Source organism: Mycobacterium sp. IS-1742 (genome assembly GCF_001500125.1).
Lineage (GTDB): Bacteria > Actinomycetota > Actinomycetes > Mycobacteriales > Mycobacteriaceae > Mycobacterium.
This window is the reverse complement of sequence record NZ_LQIV01000042.1, coordinates 58,378-70,462: the sequence shown is the minus strand read 5'-3', so window position 1 is coordinate 70,462 and position 12,085 is coordinate 58,378. Positions and strand designations below refer to the sequence as shown.

The 12,085-nt window shown below is 69.6% G+C and carries 10 protein-coding genes; 4 read left to right on the top strand and 6 right to left on the bottom strand.

Annotation, left to right across the window (positions count from 1 at the left end; translation table 11 throughout):
• Positions 1–33: 33 nt before the first annotated feature.
• Positions 34–1,530 carry an acyl-CoA carboxylase subunit beta gene (locus AU196_RS20890; RefSeq protein ID WP_059096988.1) on the bottom strand — a complete coding sequence of 499 codons (1,497 nt, stop codon included), beginning with the start codon at positions 1,528–1,530 and terminating at the stop codon, positions 34–36.
• Between the two features lie 61 nt (positions 1,531–1,591).
• Here AU196_RS20890 and AU196_RS20885 point away from each other — a divergent pair, with 61 nt between their 5' ends.
• Positions 1,592–2,653: an LLM class F420-dependent oxidoreductase gene (locus AU196_RS20885; protein ID WP_059096987.1), complete on the top strand. Its 1,062-nt coding sequence runs from the start codon at positions 1,592–1,594 to the stop codon at positions 2,651–2,653.
• Positions 2,650–3,885 carry a cytochrome P450 gene (locus AU196_RS20880; protein WP_059096986.1) on the top strand — a complete coding sequence of 412 codons (1,236 nt, stop codon included), beginning with the start codon at positions 2,650–2,652 and terminating at the stop codon, positions 3,883–3,885. Before AU196_RS20885 ends, AU196_RS20880 begins: the two co-directional genes overlap by 4 nt.
• A 1-nt stretch (position 3,886) precedes the next feature.
• Here the strand turns inward: AU196_RS20880 and AU196_RS25310 are convergent, their stop codons facing one another.
• From AU196_RS25310 to AU196_RS20865, 4 genes are all read right to left on the bottom strand, one after another.
• Positions 3,887–4,024, bottom strand: coding sequence for a YbdD/YjiX family protein (locus AU196_RS25310; RefSeq protein ID WP_502687276.1), 138 nt, complete (start codon positions 4,022–4,024; stop codon positions 3,887–3,889).
• Positions 4,024–6,318: a carbon starvation CstA family protein gene (locus AU196_RS20875; protein ID WP_059096985.1), complete on the bottom strand. Its 2,295-nt coding sequence runs from the start codon at positions 6,316–6,318 to the stop codon at positions 4,024–4,026. The genes AU196_RS25310 and AU196_RS20875 overlap by 1 nt, the downstream gene beginning before the upstream one ends.
• 87 nt (positions 6,319–6,405) lie before the next feature.
• The gene (locus tag AU196_RS20870) at positions 6,406–7,938 is read right to left on the bottom strand and encodes an ATP-dependent DNA ligase (protein WP_059096984.1); all 1,533 of its coding nucleotides are present in this window, start codon (positions 7,936–7,938) and stop codon (positions 6,406–6,408) included.
• Positions 7,939–7,994: 56 nt separating this feature from the next.
• Complete coding sequence (locus AU196_RS20865) at positions 7,995–9,533, bottom strand: molybdopterin-dependent oxidoreductase (RefSeq protein ID WP_059096983.1); 1,539 nt, start codon at positions 9,531–9,533, stop codon at positions 7,995–7,997.
• A 100-nt stretch (positions 9,534–9,633) separates the two neighbouring features.
• Between AU196_RS20865 and AU196_RS20860 the strand changes: the two genes are divergently transcribed.
• Entirely contained in the window at positions 9,634–10,392 is a 759-nt protein-coding gene (locus AU196_RS20860) for an SDR family NAD(P)-dependent oxidoreductase (protein WP_059096982.1), read from the top strand.
• A 56-nt stretch (positions 10,393–10,448) separates the two neighbouring features.
• Here AU196_RS20860 and AU196_RS20855 read toward each other — a convergent pair whose 3' ends face one another.
• Positions 10,449–11,120 carry a winged helix-turn-helix transcriptional regulator gene (locus AU196_RS20855; protein ID WP_059096981.1) on the bottom strand — a complete coding sequence of 224 codons (672 nt, stop codon included), beginning with the start codon at positions 11,118–11,120 and terminating at the stop codon, positions 10,449–10,451.
• A 126-nt stretch (positions 11,121–11,246) separates the two neighbouring features.
• Between AU196_RS20855 and AU196_RS20850 the strand changes: the two genes are divergently transcribed.
• Positions 11,247–12,074, top strand: a complete 828-nt coding sequence (locus AU196_RS20850) for a class I SAM-dependent methyltransferase (RefSeq protein WP_059097156.1) — start codon at positions 11,247–11,249, stop codon at positions 12,072–12,074.
• The last annotated feature ends 11 nt before the right edge of the window (positions 12,075–12,085 follow it).

Sequence of the window (12,085 nt, the reverse complement as noted above, 5' to 3'; positions counted from 1 at the left end):
TCGCGCCCAGCGCGACCGAGCACGCCGAAATCGCTAGGGCATGATGACCGTGCGGCTCACCGGTTCGGCGACCTGCTGCCGGCTGAAGACACCGTGCTGCAGTGCGGTCAACAGCCGGTCACGGGTCTCGACCGGTGAGATCAGCTCGTCGAATCCGAGGTGGCCGGCCGAGCGGTAACTGGCTTCGAGTTCCATCCGCTTGAGCACCTCGGTGTAGTCCTCGCCGGCGTGCGTCGCCCGGCTCATCGCCGCGGCGCTCATCGCGCCCATGGTGGCGCCCGGGTACGCGAAGGTGGCCACCTGGTCGTCGAAGCCCAACAGCGACATGACCATCGAGCCGAACCCGAACGCCTTACGCAGCGTGACGTGCAGTTTGAGCGTCGTCGCGGCGGTCTGCGCGGCGAACATCCGTGCGCCGCTGCGCAATACGCCGCTGCGTTCGGAGCGGCTGCCCGGCAGCATCCCCGGGTTGTCGGCGAGGAACACGATCGGCAGGTGGAACGAATCGGCGACGGTGATGAAATGCGCGGCCTTGTCGGCGGCGTCGGCGTCGATGGATCCGGCCATCACCTCCGGCTGGTTGGCCACCACGGCGACGGGAAAGCCGCCCAGGTGCGCCAGCGCGCAGATCACCGCCCGCCCGAACCGCGGCTGGACCTCCAGCCAGTCGGGCCGGTCGAAGACCACGTCGAGCACGGTGCGCATGTCATAGATGTGGCGGTTGTCGCGGGAGACGATGTCGAGCAGTTCGGGAACCGGACGCGGGTCGGCGGTGTCGTCGGCGAGCCGGGTCGGTGGATAGGACCACGCGCTGGACGGGAAGTAGGACAGGTACCGACGGATGTCGTCGAGCACCGTCTCGTCGTCCTCGCCGTAGTTGTGGATGACCCCGCTGGTCAGCGCGACCTCCGGACCACCGAGGTCCTCCTTCGAGATGTCCTCTCCGGTGGACTCTTTGACCACCGGGGGCCCGGCGGTGAAGATCGCGCCGCTCGCGCTCATGATCGTGAAGTCGCACACCGGGGCGACGAGGGCCCCGTGGCCGGCGGACGGCCCCAGCACCGCCGCGACCGTCGGCACCTTGCCGGAGCACTGCGCCTGGATGATCAGGTCGGTCGGGGTCCGCCCGTAGTGCTCGCCGCTGGGGCGGAAACCCGCGCCTTCCAACAACATCACCAGCGGAATCTTGTTGCGCAGTGCCAACTCCGCGAGTCGGTACCGTTTGGCGTTGCCGCCCGGCCCGATGCTGCCTGCGAGTGTTGTGAAATCCTCGGCGCCCACCATGACCGGGACACCGCCCACCCGGCCGGAGCCGGCGACCAGACCGTCGGCGGCGATGTCGCCGCCGACGAGCGTGCCGAACTCGCAGAACGTATCCGGGTCCAGCAGACGGGCGATGCGCGCCCTCGCGTCGAGCTTGCCCTTGCCGTGGTGCTTGGCGACCCGCTCCGGTCCGCCCATCCCGTAGGTGTGCGCCCGGCGACGGTCGAGGTCCTCGAGCGTCTCCCGCCAATCCTGCGCGTCCGTCATCCGTCGGCCCTCACTCACGGTCGTTGACCTTACTGAATTGCTTACTGTAGCGTCATCGCCCATGGGTGACGGCGCAGTGCCCGGCCTCAAGGTGGACCGAGGCATCCCCAGTCGACTCGACCGCGTCCCCGAGGTGGCCACGGCGCTGGAGGACCAGGGCTACGACGGCTGCTGGACCGGTGAGATCAACCACGACCCGTTCCTCCCGCTGCTGCTCGCGGCCGAGCACACCACCCGGCTCGAGATCGGCACCAGCATCGCGGTCGCATTCGCCCGAAACCCGATGACCGTGGCCAACATCGGGTGGGACCTGCAGGCCTATTCCGGCGGACGCTTCATCCTCGGTCTGGGCACCCAGATCCAGCCGCACATCGAGAAGCGGTTCTCGATGCCGTGGAGCCGTCCGGTGCCCAGGATGCGCGAATTCGTTGCCGCGCTCCGCGAGATCTGGTCGTGTTGGCACGACGGCACGGCGTTGCGCTTCGACGGCGAGTTCTACACCCACAAGATCATGACGCCGATGTTCGTGCCCGAACCGCATCCACACGGCGTCCCGAAGATCTTCATCGCCGCCGTGGGTGAGGCGATGACCCGGATGTGCGGTGAAGTCGCCGACGGTCTGCTGGCGCACGCGTTCACCACCAAGCGCTACCTCGACGAGGTCACCGCCCCGGCGCTGCGGGAGGGGATGGCCCGAGCGGGCAGGCGCCGCAGCGACTTCGAGGTGTCGTGTCCGGTGTTCGTCGTGACGGGGGAGACCCCCGAGGACGTGCGCGCGGCGAGCGTCGGGACCCGCAAGCAGCTGGCGTTCTACGGGTCGACGCCCGCCTACCGCAGGGTGCTCGAGCTGCACGGGTGGGGCGATCTGCACACCGAACTGCACCGGCTGTCCCGGCAGGGCGAATGGGACGCGATGGGGGCGCTGATCGACGACGACGTGCTGAACGCGTTCGCCGTCGTCGCGCCGCTCGACACCGTTGCCGCCAGGCTGCATGACCGGTGCGACGGGGTCATCGACCGGGTGCTGCCCGCGTTTCCGGCCGGTGTGCCCGACGCCGCCGTCACCGCTGTACTGCACGAGTTGCGCGGCCTCACGGCCGCCGCTGGGAGGAGCGACGCATGAGTGCCCCGATCATCGACGAGGCCGCCAGGGTGTTCGCCACACCCAAGGCCTACACCGACGAACCGGCACTGCATGCGGCCCTGACCCACCTGCGGGCGCACGCGCCGGTGTCGTGGGTGGAGGTCGACGGCTACCGACCCTTCTGGGCGATCACCAGACACGCCGACATCATGGCGATCGAGCGGGCGAACACCCTGTTCACCAACTCGCCGCGTTCGGTGCTGATGACCGCGGCCGCCGACGAGCTGCAGGCGGGTGTGGGGATCCGCACGCTGATCCACCTCGACGACCCCGAACACCGCGACCTGCGGGCCATCGGCGCCGACTGGTTCCGGCCGAAGGCGATGCGGGCGTTGAAGGTTCGCGTCGACGAGCTGGCCAGAATCTACGTCGACAAGATGCTCGCGGCGGGCCCGGAGTGCGATTTCGTCCAGGAGGTCGCGGTCAACTACCCGTTGTACGTCATCATGTCGCTGCTCGGCGTGCCCGAAGCCGACTTCCCGCTGATGCTGCGGCTCACCCAGGAACTGTTCGGCAGCGACGACGAGGAGTTCCAGCGCGGCGACTCGTCCGAGGACCAGATGGCAGCCTTGCTCGAGATGTTCCAGTACTTCACCGCGTTGACCGCATCCCGACGGGAGCACCCCACCGACGACCTCGCCTCCGCGATCGCCAACGCCCGGTTGGGTGGCGAACCGCTGTCCGACATCGACACGGTGTCCTACTACGCGATCGTGGCGGCCGCAGGCCACGACACCACCAGCGCCACCATCTCCGGCGGCATGCTGGCGCTCATCGAGCACCCGGAGCAACTGCGCCGGTTGCAGTCCGACCCGGGCCTGATGGGACTCGCCGCCGAGGAGATGATCCGCTGGGTCACCCCGGTCAAGGCGTTCATGCGTACCGCGGCTCAGGACACCGAGGTGCGCGGCGTGCCGATCAGGGCCGGTGAATCGCTTCTGCTGTCGTACGTTTCGGGCAACCGCGACGAAGACGTGTTCGACGCGCCGTTCCGATTTGACGTCGGACGCGACCCCAACCGGCACGTGTCCTTCGGCTACGGCGTGCACTTCTGTCTCGGCGCGGCGCTGGCGCGGATGGAGGTCAGCAGCTTCTTCGCCGAGTTGCTGCCGAGACTGCGGTCGGTCGAACTCGCCGGCCGCCCCGAACATGTCGCGACCACGTTCGTCGGCGGGCTCAAACACCTGCCGATCCGATACGCCCTGACCTGAGTCAGCAGCACCGCGCCCCGGGTTCGGCTTCGGCGGCGGCATGCCGCAGGTGCCAGTACTCGCGCTCGGTGAGCACCGGCTCTCCCGGATGGGTGCGCCGCCGGTGCTCGAGGTAGCGGCGGTAATGGTTGTCGCCCATCAACGAAGCGATGTACCAACGGATTTTGCGGGCGATGCCGACAGCGCGTCCCATTGCTTCTGCACCTCCTTCTCCCTGGCGGTGGTGTGCAGGCCGGAGGGGCCGAAGATCCGCGACGGCAGCGCCTCCTCCTCGGTGGTGGGCGGCGCGGTGCCCCGTAGCGCGCGGACCGCCATGATGACGCCTGCGGCGAAGACGATCACGACGAGCACGGCGAACACGATAGACAGGGTGCCCTGGATGAAGGTGTTGCGGATGACGTCGTTCATCTGGTCGGTGTTCTTGGCCGCGCCGAAGGACTCCTTGCCCTGTGCCAGCGCCGACTTGTACTGGAAGTGCTGGGTCCAGTAGCCGACCTTGGGATCGCCGGAGAAGATCTTCTGCCACGACGCGGTCAGCGTGATGACCAGATCCCACAGCAGCGGGACGCCCGGCACCAGCGCCCACGCGCGGTGACCCTTCTTGAGGACGACGACGGTGACGACCGTGAGCGCGATCGCCGCGAGCAACTGGTTGGCGATACCGAACAGCGGGAACAGCGTGTTGATGCCACCGAGCGGATCGGTGACCCCCATCAGCAGGATGCTGCCCCACGCGGCCACCACGATCACACTGCAGATCCAGGCGCCGACGCGCCAGCTCGGATCCTTCAGTTTGCGCAGCGGCCCACCGAGATTCGACAGGCCGTCGGACAGCATGAACCGCGCCACCCGGGTGCCTGCGTCGACGGTCGTGAGGATGAACAGGGCCTCGAACATGATCGCGAAGTGATACCAGAAGGCCTTCAACGCGCTGCCGCCGAACACACTGCTCAGCACTTCGGACATGCCGAACGCCAGCGTGGGCGCACCGCCGGTGCGCGAGACGATCGAGGTCTCGCCCACGCTTGCGGCGGCCTCGTCGATCTGCTGCGCAGTGATCGGCGCGCCGGACAGTCCGAGGCCGTTGACGTACTCCGCCGCGGTCTCGGCCGTGCCGCCGGTCTGGGCGGCGGGTGCGTTGAGGGTGAAGTACAGGTGCTGGTTGAGGATCGCGGCGGTGATCAGGGCCATGATCGCGACGAACGATTCGGTCAGCATGCCGCCGTAGCCGATCAGCCGCATCTGGCTTTCCTTCTCGAGCAGCTTGGGAGTGGTGCCCGAGGAGATCAACGAATGAAAGCCCGACAGCGCACCGCAGGCGATCGTGATGAACAGGAACGGGAACAGGGATCCGGCGAAGACCGGACCGGTGCCGCTGGCGGCGAAGTTCGAGATCGCGGGCGCCTCCATGACGGGCCGGGCGATGAGGATGCCGACCGCGAGCAGCGCGATGGTGCCGACCTTCATGAACGTCGACAGATAGTCGCGCGGGGCGAGCAGCAACCAGACCGGCAACACCGACGCGGCCAGCCCGTAGAGGATGACGGCCCAGCTCAGCGCGACCGGCGACAGGTCGAACCAGGATGCGCCCCAGCTGGTTTCGGCCACCCACCGGCCGGAGGCGACGGCCAGCAGGAGCAGCACCACGCCGATGGCCGACACCTCGGACACCCGGCCGGGCCGCAGGAACCTCAGGTAGACGCCCATGAACAACGCGATCGGGATCGTCATGGCGATGGAGAACACACCCCACGGGCTCTGTGCCAGCGCCTGGACCACGACCAGCGCGAGCACCGCGAGCAGGATCACCATGATGACGAGCACACCGACGATCGCGGCCGCTCCGCCGACGGCTCCCAGTTCGTCGCGGGCCATCTGGCCCAGCGAGCGGCCCCGGCGCCGCGTCGAGATCGACAGCACCAGGTAGTCCTGCACACACCCGGCGAACACCGCGCCGATGATGATCCAGATGGTGCCCGGCAAGAAGCCCATCTGCATGGCCAGGACAGGCCCGACGAGCGGGCCCGCGCCGGCGATGGCGGCGAAGTGGTGACCGAACAGCACCCGGCGGTCGGTCGGCACGTAATCGGTGGCGTTCTCGAAAAGCTCGGCCGGCGTGGCGTTGTCGTCGCGGGGTTTGACGATGTTCATCTCGATCAGCCGCGCGTAGAAGCGGAACGCCACCACGTAGGTGCAGATGGCGGCGATCACGAACCAGACGGCGTTGACGGTCTCGCCGCGGAAGAACGCGATCACCGCCCACGCGATCGCGCCCGCGAGCGCGATGAGCCCAAACACGATCCGGTGTCGGGTGGTGATCGGGGACCGGTCGATGATCGCCACCGGCGGCAGGTCCCTGTCCGTGCGGATGTACGTGACGTCGCCGACGGTCTCCTCGAAGCGCTCCGACGGTGCGGCGGTGGGTGTGGCCACGATCCCTCCCTACGATGGCGCGACAGTGTCAGGTGCCTGTGGTCGATCCTCGCACCGACGAAATCGGCCGTGAGTCGATTCCGGCTTTCAGCCGCGCTCGTAGAACGCGCGGACGGTGTCGACGGTATCCGCCTCCGCCGGGGATTTGTCGTCCCGGTAGCGCAGGACGCGGGCGAACCGCAGCGCCATCCCGCCCGGGTAGCGCGTCGAACCCTGGACTCCGTCGAACGCGATCTCGACCACCTGTTCGGGGCGCACGCGAACGGTGTAACCGTCCGTCGGACCGTCGGCCAACTCGAGGAACCGGGTGGTCTGCCAGTCGAGCACCGCGTCGGTCATGCCCTTGAACGTCTTGCCCAGCATCACGAAACCCCCCGTCGCCGGATCGCGGGCGCCGAGGTGGATGTTGGACAGCTTGCCGGTGCGTCTGCCGCTGCCCCATTCCACGGCGAGGACCACCAGATCGAGGGTGTGGACGGGTTTGACCTTCAACCAGCCCGCTCCGCGGCGGCCGGCTTCGTACGGCGCCGCGGGAGCCTTGGCCATCACCCCCTCGTGCCCCGCGGCGAGCGTCGCCTCGAGGAAGCGCTGCGCGGCGGCGCCGTCGCCGGTGATGAGCCGGTCCACGCGGTGCGCCGCCGGTACCAGATCGTCGAGAACGCCCACGCGCTCGACGGTCGGCCGGTCGAGTAGGTCGGTGCCGTCGACGTGCAGCAGGTCGAAGACGAACACCGACAGCGGTTGGGTGGCGCGCGAGGCGGCCCGGCCGAACCGCGACGCGGTCACCTGGAACCGGTGCGGGCGGCCGTCGGGCCGGAGTGCGATCGCCTCGGCGTCGGCGATCAGATCGGTGACCGGCAGGGCGAGCGCCGTCTCGACGACCTCCGGCAGGCGGGCGGTGACGTCGTCGAGGGAGCGGGTGTAGACCGAGACATCCGGCCCGCGGCGGTGGATCTGCACGCGGGCGCCGTCGAGTTTCGCCTCGAACACCGCGGATCCGCCCAGCCGGTCCAGCGCGTCGGCGACACCCGTGGCGGTCTGCGCGAGCATCGGCCCGACCGGACGCCCGACCCGCAGGGTGAACGCCGCCAGTGCCGCATCGCCCCCGGTGAGCGCCGCGGCGGCCACCGCGGGCAGGTCTCCGGCGAGCATCGCCGCGCGCCGGACCTCCGCGGCGGGGATGGCCGCGGCTTTCGAGACGGCGTCGCTCATCACGCCGAGCAACGCGCCCTGCCGCAGTTCTCCGGTGAGCAGGCGGCGAAGGAAGGTCTGCTCGACCGGCGTGGCCGCTGCGAACAACTCGGCGATCAGGGCGGCGCGGCGGGCCTGCGAACCCTTTCCCGCGACGGCGCCGATCTCTGTGAACGCGCGGTCGACCGCCGGCACGGACAGCGTCGGTTCCGCAGCGGGCTCCGGAAGCGAACGCAACGCCGCCCACCCCACGCCGATCTGGCGCTGGGGCAGCTCACCGGACAGCCACGCCACCGTCACCGCGATGAGCCGGGCGTCCTGTTCGGCGCCGGCCCGGCTCAGCAGATCGGCGATCCTGGCGGTCTTGGCCAGCCGCGACGACATCGCGCCGACGTCGACCGAGGCGGTGGCGACATCGACGAGCAACACTCCTCGAGGATGGCATGCGGGTCCGACATCGGGCGCTGCCACGCGTTGTCCCTCGGTCAGGCGACGCGGAAGGCGACCGTGTGCCAGCCCGTCGCACCGTCGGGCACCGGGTCGGCCTGATCCTCGGTCTGCACCGCGCCGGTGCCGTCCGTGGCGCGGACGAGCATGGTGTGGAGGCCCGGCTCCTTCGCCTCCCACCGGTAGCTCCACAGCCGCCACGTCTCGTTGGAGTAGCTCTCGCCGAGCCGGGCCGGCCGCCATTCGCCCTGACCGCCGGGCGGATCGATGCGGACCTCGACGGCGCGCACCCCGCGGTTCTGTGCCCACGCCACGCCGCCGAACGTCACCGGGCCGGCCGCGACCTCGGTTCCACTGCGTGGCACGTCGATTCGGGACTGGGTCTTGATGGGCCCACGCTCCGACCATCCCAGTTTCGTCCAGTAGGCCTGTGCCCGGTCGAAGCGGGTGAGCTCCAGGTCGACGACCCACTTGGTGGCCGACACGTACCCGTACAGGCCGGGCACCACGAGACGGGCGGGGTACCCGTGCTCGGTCGGCAGCGGTTCGCCGTTCATGCCGATCGCCAGCAGCGCGTCGCGCGAGTCGGTGAGCGCCCCCACCGGTGTGCCCGCGGTGAAACCGTCCGTCGAGGTCGACAGGACCATGTCGGCGCCCGCGTGAATGCCCGCGTCCGCCAACAGGTCCCGCACACGGTATCCGGTCCAGGTGGCAGTCGAGACGAGGTCGCCGCCCACCAGGTTCGACACGCACGTCAACGTCACGACCTTCTCCACCACCTCGAACCGCTCGAGGTCGGAGAAGCGATAGGTGAGCTCGCGGTCGACCATCCCGTGCACGCGCAGTCGCCACTGGTCGCGACTGAGCTGCGGCACGCTGAGCGCGGTGTCGATGCGGTAGAAGTCGGCGGCGGGCGTGACGAACGGCGGCAGCGTCACACCGCGAGGCTGCACGGCCGCCGGGATGGACGGCGCGGGCACATCGGCGCGCGGCAGCGAGAAGGCGGCGCGGTCGCCGCTGACCGAGGCGGCGCGCCGGGAGAGGGCGGCGCCGGCGACACCCGCGACACCGCCGGCGGCGAGGAATCCGAGCGCCATCAGCGAGAGCCGGCGACCGCGGTCGACGGCGGCGGCCTCGCCGGCATCGGTGACGCGGCCGGACAGCAGCAGGTGCAGGACCGCCACCCCGCACACCGCCCCGGCCACCGTCGGGATCAGGTCCACCGCGCCGGCGCCGGGCCGGGACAGCACCGCCGCGCCCCCGAGCACGCCGCCGGCGACGATCACGGCGCTGCCCACCGGCACACGCCGCGTCTGCAGCGCGGCGCCGGCCGCGGCGACTAGCGCGATCACCGCCAGCACGAGAACCGACAGCACCAGTTTGTCGGCCATACCGAACGTGGAGATCGCCCACTCCTTGACGGGGCCGGGTGTCACATCGATGACCGTGGAACCGACCGCGGTGCGGGCGTCGGCCTGCGGACCGAACAGTGCGGCCGTCAACTCCGTGACACCCAGCGCGACGGCCGCGGCGGCGACCCCGCACCAGGCGCGCGTCGTGGGGGGAAGGCCGGCCATGCTCGCCAAGGTAGTCAGTGTGCGTACCCGAAGGGCTTAACGAACCGTGACGTCGGCTAGGTTCCTTTACAGTCCGACCTCAATGTGGAAAGGGAGCTAGATGGAGATCGAGGGCAAGAAGGCGATCGTCGTCGGGGGTGCGTCCGGCTTCGGCCGCGCCACCGCCGAGGCGCTCACCAAGCGTGGCGCGACCGTCGCGGTGCTGGACCGGCCGCAGTCGAAGGGCCAGGAGGTGGCCGATGAACTCGGTGCAACGTTCCATCCCGTCGACGTCATGGACTTCGCGGGCACCGAGCAGGTCCTCGCTTCGGCCGTCGAGGCCCTCAATGGTCTGCATATCGCCGTGACCACGGCCGGCGGTGGTTCGGCCATGCGCACCCTGTCGAAGAACGGCCCGCACGATCTCGACGTCTTCCGCCAGGTGCAGGACCTCAACACCGTCGGCACGTTCAACATCAGCAGGCTCGCCGCCGAACACATGAGCAAGAACGAACCCGAGGACGACGAGCGCGGGGTCATCATCAACACCTCGTCGATCGCCGCGTTCGAGGGGCAGATCGGGCAGGTCGCCTACACCGCGTCCAAGGCCGCCATCGCCGGTATGTGCCTGACGATGGCCCGTGACCTGGGCAGTCTGGGGATCCGGGTGCTCGCCATCGCCCCGAGCCTGTTCGCGACCGGACTGACCGAGGGGATCCCGGACGAGTTCGCCGCTCAGCTGACCAAGGACGCCGCATTCCCCAAGCGGCTCGGCCGTCCGGAGGAGTACGCCAAGCTGGCCGTCGCGATCGTCGAGAACGCGATGCTCAACGGGCAGTGCATCCGGCTCGACGCCGGACAGCGGTTCGCCCCCAAGTAAAGCGATTTCGGTGTGGTTGGTCGCGCTCGCCGCGACCAACTGCACCGAACTCCCCGTCAGGGCCGGGGTACCGCCGCCAGTGACCCCTGGCCGACCCAGGACGGCACCGCCCGGCGGGCGTCGGCCGGGCCGGACACCGCGACGTCGCCGTCGAGAAGTGCGTGCTGCCAACTGCGGTCGCCGCGCCAGATCCTGGTGAGCGCGCGCAGACTGGTCTGCACGGTGGCCGTGACCTCGTAGCCTGGGTCGACGTCGCACACGTCGGCCCGCCCGTCGGCGACCATCAGCCACCACCGCGAGGTCCGCGCACCGACGTCGTCGAAGCGGAACGCGAGTGTTGTACGGGCCGTGGGCCATTGCTCCACGGGGATGCTTCGGCGGATGTCCCACATGAGCAGATGAGGATCGAGATCCTCATCGCCGAGTTCCCCGATCCAGCGCGCACCCCAGGCGCCCAGCGCGTCGACCACCCCGGCCAACTCCTGACCGCAGCGGGTGAGCGAATAGCTGGTACGCCCGTCGATTTCGGTACGGTCGACGACCCCGGCGCGGGTCAGCGCCTTGAGCCGTTTCGACAGCAGCGCCGGCGACATCTTCGGGACACCCCGCCGCAGATCGTTGAAATGTGTACTACCGAGCAGCAATTCGCGCACGACGAGCAACGTCCACCGTTCGTCGAGCAGTTCCATGGCCTTGGCCACCGGACAGAACTGGCCGTAACCCGACATGGGCCCACCTCCTCGACGACCGCACAGACATCGTCGCGCACAACCCGCCGCCAGTACAGATCCAGAACTGGAATCGGGGCGAACGCGGGGTGACGATGTGTGCACCCGAACAAGGAGGACGCAGCCATGAGCAGTGACACCGCCACGGTCGACGACCGGCAGCTGGCCGCAAAACACCGGTCCATGTGGGCGTCCGGCGACTATCCGAAGCTGGCGGCCGAACTCGTCGCCCCGCTGGGGCCGATCCTCGTCGAGGCTGCCGGGATCGGCTCGGGCGACCGGGTCCTCGACGTCGCGGCGGGCACCGGCAACGCCGCCATCCCGGCCGCCGAGAAGGGCGCCTCGGTGACGGCCAGCGACCTGACCCCCGAACTGCTCGAGGCCGGCCGCGCGGTCGGCGAGCAGGCCGGCCTCGAACTCGAGTGGCAGGAGGCCGACGCACATGCTCTTCCGTTCGGGGACAACGACTTCGACGTCGTCATGTCCTGCATCGGGGTGATGTTCGCGCCCTACCACCAACGCGCCGCCGACGAGTTGCTGCGGGTGTGCAGGCCGGGCGGGACGATCGGGCTGATCAACTGGACGCCCGAGGGCCACATCGGTCGGTTGTTCGCCACCATGAAGCCCTACATGCCGACCCCGCCGCCGGGTGCGTCGCCGCCGCCGCTGTGGGGTCGCGAGGAGCACGTGCGGGAGCTCTTCGGGGACCGGGTCACCGACGTCGTCGCGCAGCGCCGAACCCTGCCGGTCACCCACTTCGCCGACGGCGCCGAGTTCCGGGACTACTTCAAGGCCGTCTACGGCCCCACCATCGCGGCGTACCGCAACATCGGCGACGACGCGGACCGGGCCGCGCAGCTGGACGCCGACATCGCGCGGCTGGGCGACGAGCTGATGGGCGGCTCGTCGCGCATGGAGTGGGAGTATCTGCTGCTGACCGCGCGGAAGGCCTGAGACGATGTCGG

Excerpts from the sequence above, each read along its gene's own strand:
- AU196_RS20890 (WP_059096988.1), bottom strand. The coding sequence starts at position 1,530 with ATGACGGACGCGCAGGATTGGCGGGAGACGCTCGAGGACCTCGACCGT.
- AU196_RS20885 (WP_059096987.1), top strand. The coding sequence starts at position 1,592 with ATGGGTGACGGCGCAGTGCCCGGCCTCAAGGTGGACCGAGGCATCCCC.
- AU196_RS20880 (WP_059096986.1), top strand. The coding sequence starts at position 2,650 with ATGAGTGCCCCGATCATCGACGAGGCCGCCAGGGTGTTCGCCACACCC.
- AU196_RS25310 (WP_502687276.1), bottom strand. The coding sequence starts at position 4,024 with ATGGGCGACAACCATTACCGCCGCTACCTCGAGCACCGGCGGCGCACC.
- AU196_RS20865 (WP_059096983.1), bottom strand. The coding sequence starts at position 9,533 with ATGGCCGGCCTTCCCCCCACGACGCGCGCCTGGTGCGGGGTCGCCGCC.
- AU196_RS20860 (WP_059096982.1), top strand. The coding sequence starts at position 9,634 with ATGGAGATCGAGGGCAAGAAGGCGATCGTCGTCGGGGGTGCGTCCGGC.
- AU196_RS20855 (WP_059096981.1), bottom strand. The coding sequence starts at position 11,120 with ATGTCGGGTTACGGCCAGTTCTGTCCGGTGGCCAAGGCCATGGAACTG.
- AU196_RS20850 (WP_059097156.1), top strand. The coding sequence starts at position 11,247 with ATGAGCAGTGACACCGCCACGGTCGACGACCGGCAGCTGGCCGCAAAA.